We start from the raw sequence: 14,480 nt of genomic DNA on the forward strand, positions 1-14,480 counted from the left end.
GAGGAGGCCATGACCACCTACGAAATCCAGCACATGCGCGGCTGGCGGCGTTTCGCCCGCACCGTGCGCGCCGCCAGCCGGGCCGAGGCGGAACGCCTGTGCCTGCCCTGGGAGTGGGTGGATGGCGAGGTCCTCGCGGTGATTCCGGCCGAGGCCGAGGTGGCCGAGCACTGGCAGCGCCTGAACGAGGACCTGGTGGAAGGCCTGGAGCGCCTCAGGCGCGACGAGTGACCCGCAGGCCGACCACGGCGATCCGCTCGGCTTCGCGGTAGGCGGGGCTGTCCAACTCTTCGGCGAACACGTCCGGGTCCAGTTCCTGGTAGTCCCACTCCCACTCCCGAGACGCCAGGCGTTCGCGGATGCGGGCGAGGAACGGATCGCCGCCTTCGACCATCGCCACGCCGGTATACAGCAGCAGGCTGCCGCCGGCTTCCAGGCGCTCGAGGGCGGCATCGACGATTGCCAGCGAGAGCCCGGCGCCGAGCATCCCGCCACCATGCCGGTAGGCGCGCTCCGAGGCATCCAGGAGATAGGGCGGGTTGGCCACGATCAGGTCGAAGCGACCGGGCGCCTGGCTCAGCAGGTCGCTACGCGCCAGGGTCAGGTTACCGACCCCCGCCAGCGCCGCGTTGACCCGCGCCAGGTCGAGCGCCGCCGGATTGATATCCAGCCCGTGTACTTCGGCGTCCGGGCAGGCCATGGCGATGCGGATCGCGCCGGGGCCGGCGCCGCAGCCGATATCCGCCGCACGGCGGATGCGTGCCGGATCGGACGATGCCAGGTGGCTGCGGATCAGCCGGTCGAAGCGGTAGGTGTCGGGTCCGAAGAACACCGCGTCGGCGGCCAGGGTAGGGAAGGCCGAATGGACGAACAGTTGCTCGCCGAGGCTGGAGACGCGCACCTGGCTGCGCCAGCCGTCCGCCTCGCGGCGGATCAGGTCGGCGCCGGCAAGAAGGGTCAGCCAGTCGGCCGGCAGGCTTTCCCCGGCGAATGCCCGGCTCCAGCCGAAGATGCCGGCCAGGTCCCGGGCCATGCGGTTTTCCGGGCGGGCGTTGACGCGCTCATGGGTAGCCGGGGTGACGGTGACGAAACGGTAGTCCTGGCCTCGCAACCAGTTGCCGAGGCTGACCAGGACGTCCAGGCGCGGATCATTCAGGCTGGGCATGGGCGGCCCTCCAGCGCTGGCTGAACATCCGCGTGGCAAGGAGACCGGCGGGTCCGTGGTGGAGGTGCGGGGCCATCAGTTCGAGAAGGCGTGCGACGCCCTGCTCGGGGGATAGCCGCAGCAGCTCGCGTCGCAGCGCGACCTGCTCGGCGTCCACGTCGCTGCCCGCCGTCGCCGGCTCCGCCAGCGGCGCAAGCGGGTCCCTGTCCGCCGGAGCGGGGGCTTGCCAGTCGCCAGCGATCCAGTCGTACAGCAACTGCCGCTCGTAGGGAGTGAAGACTCCGAACATCGCCGCCCGGTCGCCCTCGATCAGGTTCCAGAAACGGCTGCCGCGCGGATCGGCATGGCGCCGGATCCAGCCCTCTTCCTCCAGGCAGGCGAGAAACGCCGGGAACCGCCCGGGCACCGCCAGCCACTGGTTCACCGTGCGCCCGCCGATCCGGCAACGATCCGAATGCATGCCGGCGGCGTAGGGGCGCTTGCGCTCGAACATGGCCAGCAATTCTTCCTCGAGATCGAAGCCGTCGATCACCTGCTCGGTGCTCAGGCCGACCTCGTTCAGGCGGTAGCCGTTCCTCACCCGTTCGAGGAAGGCCGCGCGCCCGCCAAGCTGCGGCAGGTTGTCGTAGAGCGCGCGCAGGGCCTTGCGCGCATGTCCGCTGGCGGCGTTGTCGATGGTCACGTGCAACTGGAAGTAGTAGGAGTCGAAGCCCAGCTCGCGCAGCTCCTGAGTGGTGATCAACAGGTGCAGCGGCGGTTGCTCGTAGCCGAGGTTGTAGCCGATCACTTCGGGCAGGTAGTCCGTGGCGAGGTGGCCGAGGGCGAGTTGCTGGGTGCCCTGCAGGTAGTGCAGGTCGCTGAGGCCTTCGACTTCCTCGCTGCCGATGCTGGCCAGCAGGCGCCGGTAGAGCAGGACGTGGTTGCGTGCCGGGACGCCGTCGCCGAGTTCTTCGAGGAAGGTCTCCAGCAGCGGCCGCAGGCGTTCCTCGCCATGATGCGGCAACAGCCCATAGAGCCAGGCGCCATCGACCAGCTTGGTCGGGGCCACGCTGCGAATGAAGTGCATCGCCTGGGAGGGAACCTGGAAGTAGCGTCGCCCTTCGCCGCGCCGACGTGCCCGGAGGTATTCGGCATGCGCCTCGGCGGTGCGCCGGGCCCCGGCATCGAGCCAGGCCGGCCAATCGGCGGGGTCCTCCGGCAGGTCGTCGTCATGGGTGGCGGCCAGGCTCAATTGCTGGTCGAGGAACTCGCCGGCGGCTTCGAGGTGCTCGCGGGGCTCGTCGAGCAGGGCGTGGTACAGGTCGCGGACCCTGGGCGAAGGGCTTGCACTGGAGGCAGGGAGGGGCGAAGACAGGCTCATGTCGCGTTCCTTGTCGTGGGTTTGCGGGGGCGGCCGGGGCGACCACACATATGGGTGCGAGTGATCCCAGGGGAAAAAGGTTTCACTGGCAGGATCGGTGGCGCGCCGGGGAACCTCACGGCGGAAAAAACGAACCTCGACGGCACTCCGGCGTCTTCCCGAGACAAACCCCGGGAGCTGCGCCGATGACCCACGACCTGGCCGCCAGCGGCCTTCGCTTCGGCATCGAGGAAGAATTCTTCCTGCTCGATGCCTCCGACCTGGACATCGTCCGCTCCGCACCCGCCGGATTCGTCGCGGCCTGCCGTGACACGCTCGGCGAGCATTTCGCCGAGGAGATGTTCGAATGCCAGGTCGAGGTGGCCAGCCCGGTGTTCTCCACCCTGGCCGAGGCCGCGCGCTTCCACGGTCAGGCCCGGCAACGCCTGGCGCATCTGGCCATGGAATTCGGCCTGCGCTCGCTCTGCGTCGGCACCCACCCCTTCGCCGACTGGCGGCGGGCGCGAAGCAACCCGGCGGCGCACTTCGCCCGCCTGTTCGAGGACCAGGGGCGGGTGGCCCGGCGCAGCCTGGTCTGCGGCCTGCACGTGCATGTGGAGATACCGCCGAGCCACGACCGCATGGCCGTGCTCCAGCGCGTGTTGCCGTGGCTGCCGCTGCTGCTGGCGTTGAGCGCATCCTCGCCGTTCCGCGGCGGCCGGCGCAGCGGTCTGGCGAGCTATCGACGGGCACTCTGCGGCGAGTGGCCGAGGATGAACATTCCTCCGGCCTTGCCCGACGAGGACGCCTATCGCCGCCACCTGGCGCTGCTGCGCGAGGCCGGCTGCATCCGCGAGGATGGCCAGGTCTGGTGGATGATCCGGCCGTCTTCCCATGTGCCGACCCTGGAGCTGCGTATCTGCGACGCCTGCCCGCGCCTGGCCGACGCGCTGAGCCTGGCCGGGCTGTTCAGGGCGCTGGTGGGCGAAGCGCTGGGCGCGGGCCCGCGTGCGTTGCCGGTCGCGCGCGACGCCTGCCTGGAGGAAAACTATTGGCAGGCGCTGCGTTACGGTTGCGCCGGCCGCTATCTCGTCGACGGCCGCTGCGTAGGTGCCGGGGACTGGCTGGAAATGGCCTGGCGACAGTGCCGGCCGCAGGCCCGCCAGGGCAACGAATGGGCCTACGAGCATGCCCGTGGATTGCTCGGAGAGACCTCCGCCAGTCGCCAGTTGCGGCGCTACCAGACATTGCGCGCAGCGGGCCAGGAACGGCACGTGGCGCTGCGCCGGCTGGTGGAAGAACTGCTGGAGGAGAATCTCCAGCCGGCCTTGGCCGGTCCGGCCGGCAAGCGCGCCCACGAAGGCGGCCGGTCATTCCGTCCGGCCGCTGGAGCGCCGATGTCAATCCGCGGTCAGGAGTAGGGAGAACGTCACAGGGGGTTCGCCACCATGAGCTTTTCCCGATTCGCCCAACGCCTGTCCAACTGGAGCGGCCGGCCGCCGACCTTCGTCATCGCCCTCGGATTGATCCTGGCATGGGCGATCAGCGGGCCGTTCTTCGACTTCAACGATACCTGGCAACTGGTGATCAATACCTCGACCACCATCGTTACCTTCCTCATGGTCTTCCTCATCCAGAACACCCAGAACCGCGATACCGATGCGCTGCACATCAAGATCGACGAACTGCTGCGCAGCACCCGGCGCGCCCACAACGCGCTGCTCGGACTCGACGACCTGGACGCCGACACCTTGCGCGAACTGCGTGAGCGCTACCAGCGGATGGGTGAGCGGGATGGAGATACGCCGCAGGGCGTAGCCAGCGAAGAAGCCCGCGAATGCGCCTGCGAGGAACGACAGCGCGACGCCTGAAGCCTCCCTGCGTAAGGCAGCCGCGTGCTCATCGTGCCTGGTTCCTGGCCGGCACTGCCATTCGTCGCGCCGATGGCTCGCGGCGCAGGCGCGACAATCCTCTGTAGGGAAACCCGTGCAGACCGTCGAGGAACCGATACGGAAAGAGAGGCGAGCATGTCCAAGCAGCACATCATCCATTTCACCGGGCCGATCAATTCGTCCACCTGCGGCAATCTGATCAACACTTGCGCCAAGGTCCTGCAACAGGAGGCCGAGGAGTTGCGGATCAACATCGCCACCATGGGCGGGGAATGCAGCTACGGCTTTACCCTGTACAACTTCCTGCGCGCGCTGCCGGTGCCGATACATACCCACAACCTGGGTACCGTCGAGTCGATGGGCAACATCCTGTTCCTCGCCGGCGAGCGACGCAGCGCCAGTGCCCACAGCAAGTTCCTGTTCCATCCTTTCCACTGGACCCTGCATGGCGCGGTGGACCATGCGCGGATGGCGGAATATGCGATGAGCCTCGACTACGACCTGGAGCTTTACGCCCGGATCGTCGCCGAGAACACCCGTGATGCGCCGGAACGCCTGGACATCCCGAGCTACCTGATGGCCTATCCGCGCATCCTCGGTCCGGAAGACGCCCTGGCTTGCGGACTGATCCATACGGTGGACGATTCGCCTATACCCGCTTCCGCCTGCCAGTGGAGTATCCATTCCTAGCTTCCCCGCGCCGCCCAGCATATTCCGGCAAGCGGAAGGCCTTGGACAGGCGGCAGGATGCCCATGCCGCCGGGGAAAGCGGGCTTTGCCAACGACCTTCGCGCATCAGACCTTACGTTGGAAAAGTCGAGCGCCTCCTGGAAGCTGGGCCGCAGCGGCACGTTCCAGTCGGGATGGGCGGTGAAGTGATAGCCGTTGCCCTTGATGCACTCGACCAGCAAGGAAAAGCTCTTCCGATCCGCCACCACGCAGACCTCATCGAAGCGAACGGACTCTTCTCCGAGCCGATGCTCCATGGCCCGGGGAAGGTAGAAGGTGGCCGGGAAGTTGTCACCCATATGGGAGCCTGGGTTGCCCGCATCGTCGCTGTGGTGAAACATCTCCCTGTGCTCCCCCCGGCCCAGGCAGTCATTGAGGGCGTCCACCAGTTGCCGCGTGCGCGGAGTGATGTTTCCCCTGGCCATATCCTCCCTGCCATAGAATCCGTCCTCGCTCAGGGGATCCTTTGCACCGAGAGGGGTGTATTTGACCGCGGTATTCCTTCTTGCATCGAGACCACCACTGCCATGCGCCTCGATCGAGGGCGCTACCAGGAAGAGGTCATAATCGGCGGTCATCGCCAGCCCGCAAGCCGGGCTGGCCAGTACCTGCACCGCTTCCGACCGCCCCAGGCGGCTGATCCTGTAGAGACCGTCCGGCTGCTGGCGGGCCTCGAACTCATAGCGCTTGCCGCTGGGGCCCTGCGCAGTCAGGAGGCGAACCGGCCCGACACCGTCTGCCACCAGGCCGAAATTCCGCACCAGCTCCGCAAGGCGTTGCTGAGAGATCCGCAGGTCGGTCTGGGTATAGGCTCCGCCATCCATTCCCTTCGCTACAGCCAGGTTCAGCTTGCGTATTTCCGCCGTGTCGCGGTTTTCCCGCTTGCTGAGATGCTGGTCGACACAGATGAACCCCGCCTGCGGACCCCAGTTCGAGCTTTTCCCCTTCACCGAGAAGCCCTTGGTCGGGAAACCCTCTTCGATCAGCGTAGTGACGATTCTTTCAACCGGGCGAATGCCAAAGACGGTATTCGTCTGCCTGGCCACCGCCTGCATGCGCAAGGCATGTTCGACGGGAACCCCCACCCCCTGCGCATCGAACAGGTCCTGTAGAGCCCGTGCCTGCATATCCGCAGGGCGCAGTTGTGCCGTTGCGTTAGAAACCACCTGACGATGACCGTCGATACGCATGGTTCGTTTTCCCGCATATGCCAAAGAAGGAGTCGAGAATAAGAATCCGGGCAGCGGCGAGATATCAGAAAACGCGGACAAATTTTTTGTTTTCCGCACGCTGCCCGCGCGAGCGCTAGGTAGATGATTGCGACGCCGGGAAGAAACTTCGAATTCCCCGCGCGCAATTCAGGGAGAACCACATGGGGCCTCCACGGGTGAGCCGGCTTTGCTGCTTGGCACCCTGGGGTAGGCGCGGGTTCGACTTTTCCGCGCGAACGCCTGCACCCCACCTACCAGAATTGGCAGGGGAAGATACCCACCTGTCATGGATCAATGTCCGCGCCCGGCCCGACTCCTAGTGTCGCCGGCTCCCGACTCTCTCTCACGGATGAAAGGGCAATGCACCTTCTTGAACGTCAACACGATATCCAGCCCCTCTCGCGGGCAGACATGACCATCCACCTCAATGGCCAGCCCGTCGCGGCGGCTGCCGGTGAGACCGTGCTCAACGTGCTCAATGCCGTGGGCCTGCGCCGGCTCGCGCGCAACGACCATGGCCAGGCCAGCGGCGCCTTCTGCGGCATGGGCGTATGCCACTGCTGCCTGGTCGCCATTGACGGCCGGCCCAAGCGCCGCGCCTGCCAGACCGTCGTCCGGCCGGGCATGCGGGTGGAAACCGAATGCAACCGCTTCGACCGGGAGGAACGGCCATGAACCTGCGCCCGGTGATCGTCGGCGGCGGCTCGGCCGGCATGGCCGCAGCCATCGAGCTGGCCAGGCGCGGGGTCCCCTGCGTCCTCTTCGACGAGGCCTCGCGTCCCGGCGGGGTGGTCTATCGCGGCCCCTTGCGGGCCGGCGTCGATCCGGCCTACCTCGGCGCGCGCTACACCCGGATGCTGGAAAAACTGCGGCGCGATTTCTCCGCCTGCGCCGGGCACATCGACCTGCGCCTGAACAGCCGCGTGGTCGGCGGCGACGGCCAGCGCCTGATGGTCCTCGACGAGGCGGAACGGCTGCACGAGGTGGAGTATTCGCACCTGCTCCTGGCCACCGGCTGCCATGAGCGCAGCGTGCCGTTCCCCGGCTGGACCCTGCCCGGGGTGATGCTCCTCGGCGGCCTGCAATTGCAGATCAAGAGCGGCGTGGTGAAGCCCCTGGGCGATACCCTGATCGCCGGCAGCGGCCCGCTGCTGCCACTGGTGGCCTGCCAGCTGCATGCGGCCGGGGTACGTGTCGCCGGGGTCTACGAGGCCTGCGCGTTCGGCCGCATGGCCAGGGAAAGCCTGGCGCTGCTGAACAAGCCGCAACTGTTCCTCGACGGCCTGAGCATGCTCGGCTATCTCAAGCTCAACGGCATTCCGCTGCACTATGGCTGGGGCGTGGTGGAGGCCAGCGGCGAGGGGGAACTGACGGAAGTGACGGTAGCGCCCTACGACGAAGAGTGGCGGCCCGACCTGGAAAACGCGCGACCGGTGAAGGCCAGCACCCTGGCGGTCGGCTATGGCTTCATCCCGCGCACCCAGCTCAGCCAGCAGTTGGGCCTGGAGCACGGCTTCAGCGACGACGGATACCTGCGCGCGGAATGCAACGTCTGGCAGCAGAGCAGCCAACCGCACATCCACCTGGCCGGCGACATGGCGGGTATCCGCGGCGGCGAGGCGGCGATGATCGGCGGGCGCATCGCGGCCTTGTCGATCCTCCTGCAACGCGAGGCCATCGCGCCCGCCGAGGCCATCGAACGCCGAGAATCCCATCTCGCCCGCCTGGAGGCGATCAAGCGCTTCCGCGCCGGAGTCGAGCGCTACACCCAGCGCGGCGCCCGCCAGGTCGAACTGGCGCGGGCCGATACGGTTATCTGCCGCTGCGAACAGGTCACCCGCGGCGACATCGAGCGCGCGCTCGAACAGGGCGTGCAGGACATCGCCGGGCTGAAGATGCGCACCCGCGCCGGCATGGGCGACTGCCAGGGGCGGATGTGCATCGGCTACTGCAGCGATCGCCTGCGCCGCGCCACCGGACGCCACGACGTCGGCTGGCTGCGACCGCGTTTCCCGATCGATCCGATCCCGTTTTCCGCATTCCAGAACCTCGGTACGGAAGCCTGAACATGAACAGAACCTATGACATCGTGATTGCCGGCGGCGGCGTGATCGGCGCGTCCTGCGCCTACCAACTGTCCAGGCGCGGCAACCTGCGCATCGCCGTGGTCGACGACAAGCGACCGGGCAACGCCACCCGCGCCTCGGCCGGCGGCCTCTGGGCCATCGGCGAATCGGTGGGGCTGGGCTGCGGGGTGATCTTCTTCCGCATGATGTCCTCCCGCAACCGGCGCGAGGCCCAGGGCGCGGCGGTGGCGGTGGACGCGAGCACGCCGCACATCCTGCCGCCGGCGTTCTTCGACCTCGCCCTGCAATCCAACGCGCTGTACCCGGAACTGCATCGGGAACTGATCGAACGCCACGGGATGGACTTCAAGTTCGAGCGCACCGGCCTGAAATACGTGATCCAGGACGACGAGGATCGCCAGTACGCCGAGCACATCGTGGCGCAGATCCCGCATCTGGCCGAGCAGGTACGCTGGCTGGACCGCGAAGAACTGCGTCGTGCCGAGCCGGCGGTCAGCCACGCGGCCCATGGCGCGCTGGAATTCCTCTGCGACCACCAGGTCAGCCCGTTCCGCCTGGCCGACGCCTACCTGGAGGCGGCGCGCCAGAACGGCGTCGAGCTGTTGCTGGGAACCAACGTCACCGGCGTGCTGCGCCAGGGCCGGCGGATCAGCGGAGTGCGCACGGACAATGCCGGGGTGCTGCATTGCCGGACCCTGATCAACGCCGCCGGCGCCTGGGCCGCCGAACTCAGCGAAATGGCCACCGGCCGGCGCATCCCGGTGAAGCCGGTGAAGGGCCAGATCGTCCTCACCGAGCGCATGCCGCGACTGCTGAACGGTTGCCTGACCACCAGCGACTGCTACATGGCGCAGAAGGACAACGGCGAGATACTGATCGGCAGCACCACCGAGGACAAGGGCTTCGACGTCAGCAACACCTTCCCGGAAATCGCCGGCCTGGTGCAGGGCGCGGTGCGTTGCGTGCCGGAGCTGCAACAGGTCAACCTCAAGCGCACCTGGGCCGGCCTGCGCCCGGGCTCGCCGGACGAACTGCCGATTCTCGGTCCGGTGGCGGAGGTGGAGGGCTACCTGAACGCCTGCGGGCATTTCCGCACCGGCATCCTCACCTCGGCGATCACCGGGGTGCTGCTCGACCGGCTGGTCCACGAAGAGACGCTGCCGCTGGACATCGCGCCGTTCCTCGCCGCGCGCTTCCAGCCGGAGCCTGCCGCCGTGGCGGTCGCGGCCTGCTAGGTCCGCGAGGGGTAAATCCGCGGAGCGGGGCGGGCGCCGGACCGGCGTCCGTTCCGCACGGTTCCCGACAGCGGCGCAGTTGCCGTCGGCGCTATACTCATGGCTTCGAATTATTTCTAGACGACTGGTCTAATTCAGGCTACCGTGCGTCCATGAAACCCAGCTACGACGACACCCGCCAGCATCTGCTCGATACCGGATACCGGATCATGGCGGTCAAAGGCTTCTCCGGCGTCGGCCTCAACGAAATCCTGCAGACCGCGGGCGTTCCCAAGGGCTCGTTCTACCATTACTTCAAATCCAAGGAACAGTTCGGCCAGGCCCTGCTGGAGGACTACTTCCGCGTCTACCTGGCGGACATGGACCAGCGCTTCGCCGCGCCAGGGCTGAATGCCCGCGAACGGCTGATGAGCTACTGGCAGAAGTGGCTGGACAATGCCTGCCCGCCCTGCGACGAGCAGCGCTGCCTGGTGGTCAAGCTCAGCGCCGAGGTGGCGGACCTTTCGGAAAGCATGCGCATCACCCTGCGCGACGGCTCCGACGGGATCATCGAACGCCTGGTCGGCTGCCTCGGGCAGGGCCGCGACGACGGCTCCCTCGCGCCCTGCGATGCCCGGCACATGGCCAGCGCGCTGTACCAGTTGTGGCTCGGCGCGAGCTTGCTGAGCAAGCTACACCGCAGCCCGGGACCGCTGGAAACAGCCATGCAGACCACCCGCAGCCTGCTGGAAATCTGAGGTTCCGCCAGGAAATACCCGCCCCGCAAGAGGCGGGTATTTTTTCGACCCGTCAGTAGTTGACTGGTCTAATTTGCCCGGCGCACGGTATGAACCGTTCGCCACATGCGTCAGACAGAGGAGTCTGGATATGTCCCAATCCACGCAGGTCAACCGCCGCATCGTCCTCGCCTCGCGCCCCCACGGCGCCCCGACCCGGGATAACTTCCGCATCGAGCAGGTTCCGCTTCCTGAGCCCGGCGCGGGCCAGGTGCTGCTGCGCACCGTCTACCTGTCGCTCGATCCCTACATGCGCGGACGGATGAGCGACGCGCCGTCCTACGCGCCGCCGGTGGAACTCGGCGCGGTCATGGTCGGCGGCACGGTCAGCCGGGTGGAAGCCTCGAACCATCCCGGGTTCAAGGTCGGCGACTGGGTACTCTCGGCCAACGGCTGGCAGGACTACGCGCTTTCCGACGGCAGCGGCCTGGCGCGCCTGGGCGAGTCGCCGGAGCATCCGTCCTACGCCCTGGGCCTGCTCGGCATGCCCGGCTTCACCGCCTACATGGGCCTGCTCGACATCGGCAAGCCCCAGGCCGGCGAGACCCTGGTGGTGGGCGCCGCCACCGGGCCGGTCGGCGCCACCGTCGGACAGATCGGCAAGCTCAAGGGCTGCCGGGTGGTCGGCGTCGCCGGCGGTGCGGAAAAATGCCGCCACGCCGTGCAGGTGCTCGGCTTCGATGCCTGCCTCGACCACCATGCCGCGGACTTCGCCGAACGACTGGCCGAGGCCTGCCCGGACGGCATCGACATCTATTACGAGAACGTCGGCGGCAAGGTCTTCGACGCCGTCTTTCCGCTGCTCAACGCCAAGGCCCGGATCCCGGTCTGCGGCATCGTCGCCCACTACAACGACACCGACCTGCCGCCCGGGCCGGACCGCTTGCCGGCGCTGATGGGCACGATCCTGCGCAAGCGCATCAAGGTGCAGGGCTTCATCATCTTCGACGACTACGGCCATCGCTACGATGAATTCCAGCGCGACATGTCGAAGTGGTTCGCCGACGGCCTCATCCAGTACCGCGAAGAGCGGGTCGACGGCCTGGAGAATGCCCCCGAGGCCTTCTTCGGCCTGCTCCAGGGACGCAATTTCGGCAAGCTGGTGGTGCGCGTCGGAGCCGACGCATGAACCAGGCGATCCGCGTGGTAGCGCTGTTGCAGGCGCGCGAGGGCAGGGCGGCGGAGGTCGAGCGGCTGCTGCTGGCCTGCGTGCAGCCGTCGCGGGCCGAGGACGGCTGTCTGTCCTACGTCCTGCACCGGAGCCTCGACGAGGCCGGGCGCTTCGTCTTCGTCGAACGCTGGGCCGACCGCGACGCCATCGAGCGGCACCGACGGATGCCGCACTACAGGGCGATGGCCGATGCCGTCGCCGATCTCCTGGCGGACCGCCAGGTGTTCCTTCTCGAGGAACTGCCAGCGGCCAGCCTGTCTCCGGTAGATCCGGAACCTACAAGACCCCACGAGGAGTGAAACGGATGAAAGTCGGATTTCTGGGCCTGGGCGGCATGGGCGCCGCCATGGCCACCCGCCTGGTGCAGGCGGGGCTCGAAGTGACGCTGTGGAACCGTTCCGCGGCGGCCTGCGAGCCGCTGGTGGCGCTGGGCGCGACCAGGGCGGAGGAGGTCGGCGAGCTGTTCGGCCTCGACGTGGTCATCAGCATGCTGGCGGACGACCAGGCGATTCGCGCCGTGCTGCTCGACAGCGGTGCGCTCGAACGGGCGAGGCCGGGTCTCATCCACCTGAGCATGTCGACCCTGTCGCTCGATTGCGTCGAGGCGCTCGACCAGGCACACCAGCGCCAGGGCATCGCGTTCGTCGCCGCGCCGGTGTTCGGCCGCACCGACGTGGCCGAGGCCGGCAAGCTGAACATCGTCGTCGGCGGTCCGGAGGAAGCCATCGAGCAAGTCAAGGCACTGCTGGAAATTATGGGACAGAAGACATGGTTTTTCGGAAAAGACCCGCGCAGCGCAATGGCGGTGAAGATCTCTGGTAACTTCATGATCGCCAGCGCCATCGAAAGCATGGGCGAAAGCGTCGCCCTGGTGAAGCGCCTGGGCGTCGAGCCCGGCCGGTTCATGGAACTCATGTCCTCGACGCTTTTCGATGCGCCTGTCTATCGCAACTACGGCCCGCAGATCGTCGAGCAGCGTTTCACCCCGGCCAGGTTCCGCCTGGTCCTCGGGTTGAAGGACGTCGACCTGGCGCTGTCCGCCGGCAAGCGCCACAACGTGCCGCTGCCGCTGGCCAGCCTGTTGCACGACGTGTTGCTCGAAGCCATCGCCCATGGCGACGGGGAATCGGACTGGACGGCGCTGGCGAAGGTAGCGTTGTCACGATCGGGACAAATCTGAAAAGGTTCTGCGCACGGCCCGGCAGGGCCCGTGAAGCTGTTCGGCAATCTGGCGTGCTTTCCATGAACTCTTTTGACGGGAAGAAGGTATGTCCGAGCGTGAAACGGCTGCCGCGGGCCGGATCAACTGGCGGCGGATCCTGCCGATACTGCTCACCACGTCGTTGGTGGGCGGTGTCTGCGGGATCTTCGTGATCAACGAACTGGATCGCCAGCACGACGGGGCGCACCTGGCGTCCTACACCGAAATGGCCCTGGAGCGGGCGCTGGAGATTTCCTCCGCGGCCGAGCAGATGCTCCACGAGATGAACGCCGGCGGCCCCGCGGCCTGCAGCGACCAGGACCTGGAGGCGCTGCGCTCCATCGTGCTCGAATCGCGCTTCATGAGCGACGTCGGCCGGGTCAGCGGCAATCGCATCGTCTGTACCGGCGTCCGCGGCCGGCTACGATCGCCGTGGGGGCTGGCTGCGCCCGACCGGATCGACGCCAGAGGCACCCGCTTCTGGTCGGAGGGCATGCCCTTGCCCCTGCAGATGCTGCCTTCCGGCCTGGTCGGGCGCGGCAACGCCATCCTCTTCATCGCCCCGCATGCCTACTTCGATGTCGACCACCCGGACCCGGGCATCTCGGCGGCGGCCGTCAGCCGCGGCGGCGACTACATCTACCACCGTTTCGCCTGGGACGACGACCAGCCCCTCGAGGCGCTCGGCCGGCCCGGCTGGCCGCGCTTCATCGGCGCCCGGCAGATAAGCCTGTGCGACCCGACGCAGGACATCTGCGTGGTCTCCCTTCTCCGTGAACGCGGCCTGCTTGGCACCGAGCCCGGACGCGCGGCCATGGCCGCGGCGCTCGGCGGCGGGCTGTTGTTCGGCGTCATGCTGCTGCTCAGCTACCTGTTCGGCTTCCTCAACGACGAAAAACTGCCGGCCAGGCTGCTGCGCGCGTTGAAGCGCGAGGCCCTGGAGGTGCACTACCAGCCCATCGTGCGCCTGGCCAGCGGCCGCTGCGCCGGGGTCGAGGCCCTGGCGCGCTGGACCGATAGCAGCCTGGGGCGGGTTTCCCCGGATGTCTTCATCGGCGCCCTGGAGGAGAGCGGCGACATCGAACTGCTGACCCGTTTCGTCTTCCGCCGCGCCCTGAAGCAGCTCGGGCCGTTGCTGAGGGAGCAGCGGAGCTTCTACGTCAGTGTCAACGTCACCGGCAAGGACATCGCCGACCCCGGTTTCATCGATTTCGCCATGCGCCAGATGGCCAGGGAAAGCGTGCGCCCGGAACAGGTCGCGCTGGAACTGACCGAGCGCACCACCGAGGCCCAGGGCTGCCTGCTGGCCGGGATGAACCGCCTGCGCGAACTCGGCCTGAAGATCTACGTGGACGATTTCGGCACCGGTCATTCGAACCTGGTCTACCTGGCCAACCTGCCGGTCGACGCGATCAAGATCGACAAGGTCTTCACCCAGTCCATCGGCGACAGCAGCGCCGTCGAACTGATCTTCGACAAGCTCTGCTCGATGGCCGAGCACCTGGAGATCGGCGTGGTCGTCGAAGGGATCGAGACACAGGCCCAGGCCGACCACGTGCTGCGCCGCTCGCCCGAGGCCCTCGGCCAGGGCTGGCATTTCGGCAAGGCACTGCCGCTGGAGGCCTTCCTCGGCTACTACCGGAACCAGCCGACGGGCCGCTAGGGCGGGCCTTT

14 protein-coding genes and 1 pseudogene are annotated in these 14,480 nt (G+C 67.4%); 12 read left to right on the forward strand and 3 right to left on the reverse strand.

All coding sequences use genetic code 11. The features are described from left to right. Nucleotides 1-9: 9 nt before the first annotated feature. Nucleotides 10-231, forward strand: a complete 222-nt coding sequence (locus HMPREF2924_RS33520; protein WP_023094741.1) for a hypothetical protein — start codon at nt 10-12, stop codon at nt 229-231. Here HMPREF2924_RS33520 and HMPREF2924_RS33525 read toward each other — a convergent pair. Then, complete coding sequence (locus HMPREF2924_RS33525) at nt 215-1,165, reverse strand: methyltransferase (protein WP_003132117.1); 951 nt, start codon at nt 1,163-1,165, stop codon at nt 215-217. The two genes, HMPREF2924_RS33520 and HMPREF2924_RS33525, sit on opposite strands and share 17 nt — an antisense overlap. Further along, a complete protein-coding gene (locus HMPREF2924_RS33530) occupies nt 1,149-2,525 on the reverse strand; it encodes an iron-containing redox enzyme family protein (RefSeq protein WP_003132115.1) in 1,377 nt (458 codons plus the stop codon). Before HMPREF2924_RS33530 ends, HMPREF2924_RS33525 begins: the two co-directional genes overlap by 17 nt. A 185-nt stretch (nt 2,526-2,710) precedes the next feature. Between HMPREF2924_RS33530 and HMPREF2924_RS33535 the strand changes: the two genes are divergently transcribed. The 3 genes from HMPREF2924_RS33535 to HMPREF2924_RS33545 all read left to right on the forward strand — a co-directional run bounded on the left by HMPREF2924_RS33535 (nt 2,711) and on the right by HMPREF2924_RS33545 (nt 5,086). After that, on the forward strand, nt 2,711-3,925 hold the full coding sequence (locus HMPREF2924_RS33535) for a carboxylate-amine ligase (protein WP_003132111.1): 1,215 nt from the start codon (nt 2,711-2,713) through the stop codon (nt 3,923-3,925). Between the two features lie 27 nt (nt 3,926-3,952). Then, entirely contained in the window at nt 3,953-4,375 is a 423-nt protein-coding gene (locus tag HMPREF2924_RS33540; protein WP_003089012.1) for a low affinity iron permease family protein, read from the forward strand. 156 nt (nt 4,376-4,531) lie between these two features. Further along, entirely contained in the window at nt 4,532-5,086 is a 555-nt protein-coding gene (locus HMPREF2924_RS33545; protein WP_003089015.1) for a ClpP family protease, read from the forward strand. Nucleotides 5,087-5,191: 105 nt separating this feature from the next. Here HMPREF2924_RS33545 and exoY read toward each other — a convergent pair. After that, nucleotides 5,192-6,315 (reverse strand): annotated as a pseudogene (gene exoY, locus HMPREF2924_RS33550) (type III secretion system adenylate cyclase effector ExoY). A 381-nt stretch (nt 6,316-6,696) separates the two neighbouring features. Between exoY and hcnA the strand changes: the two are divergent. The 8 genes from hcnA to HMPREF2924_RS33590 all read left to right on the forward strand — a co-directional run bounded on the left by hcnA (nt 6,697) and on the right by HMPREF2924_RS33590 (nt 14,469). Next, nucleotides 6,697-7,011 (forward strand): cyanide-forming glycine dehydrogenase subunit HcnA, encoded by a 315-nt coding sequence (gene hcnA / locus HMPREF2924_RS33555; RefSeq protein WP_003132108.1) that lies wholly within the window; start codon nt 6,697-6,699, stop codon nt 7,009-7,011. Then, entirely contained in the window at nt 7,008-8,402 is a 1,395-nt protein-coding gene (gene hcnB / locus HMPREF2924_RS33560) for a cyanide-forming glycine dehydrogenase subunit HcnB (RefSeq protein WP_003089027.1), read from the forward strand. The genes hcnA and hcnB overlap by 4 nt, the downstream gene beginning before the upstream one ends. A 2-nt stretch (nt 8,403-8,404) precedes the next feature. Beyond that, nucleotides 8,405-9,658 carry a cyanide-forming glycine dehydrogenase subunit HcnC gene (gene hcnC / locus HMPREF2924_RS33565; RefSeq protein WP_003132105.1) on the forward strand — a complete coding sequence of 418 codons (1,254 nt, stop codon included), beginning with the start codon at nt 8,405-8,407 and terminating at the stop codon, nt 9,656-9,658. A gap of 152 nt (nt 9,659-9,810) precedes the next feature. Beyond that, entirely contained in the window at nt 9,811-10,395 is a 585-nt protein-coding gene (locus HMPREF2924_RS33570) for a TetR/AcrR family transcriptional regulator (RefSeq protein WP_003132102.1), read from the forward strand. A 130-nt stretch (nt 10,396-10,525) separates the two neighbouring features. Beyond that, a complete protein-coding gene (locus HMPREF2924_RS33575; protein WP_003132100.1) occupies nt 10,526-11,563 on the forward strand; it encodes an NADP-dependent oxidoreductase in 1,038 nt (345 codons plus the stop codon). Then, the gene (locus tag HMPREF2924_RS33580) at nt 11,560-11,904 is read left to right on the forward strand and encodes a putative quinol monooxygenase (protein ID WP_003089035.1); all 345 of its coding nucleotides are present in this window, start codon (nt 11,560-11,562) and stop codon (nt 11,902-11,904) included. The genes HMPREF2924_RS33575 and HMPREF2924_RS33580 overlap by 4 nt, the downstream gene beginning before the upstream one ends. A 5-nt stretch (nt 11,905-11,909) precedes the next feature. Continuing rightward, entirely contained in the window at nt 11,910-12,785 is an 876-nt protein-coding gene (locus tag HMPREF2924_RS33585; RefSeq protein ID WP_003089038.1) for an NAD(P)-dependent oxidoreductase, read from the forward strand. Between the two features lie 88 nt (nt 12,786-12,873). Next, nucleotides 12,874-14,469 (forward strand): EAL domain-containing protein, encoded by a 1,596-nt coding sequence (locus tag HMPREF2924_RS33590; protein WP_003132096.1) that lies wholly within the window; start codon nt 12,874-12,876, stop codon nt 14,467-14,469. Nucleotides 14,470-14,480: the final 11 nt, after the last annotated feature.

This window comes from Pseudomonas sp. HMSC063H08 (assembly GCF_001813645.1).
Taxonomy (GTDB): domain Bacteria; phylum Pseudomonadota; class Gammaproteobacteria; order Pseudomonadales; family Pseudomonadaceae; genus Pseudomonas; species Pseudomonas aeruginosa.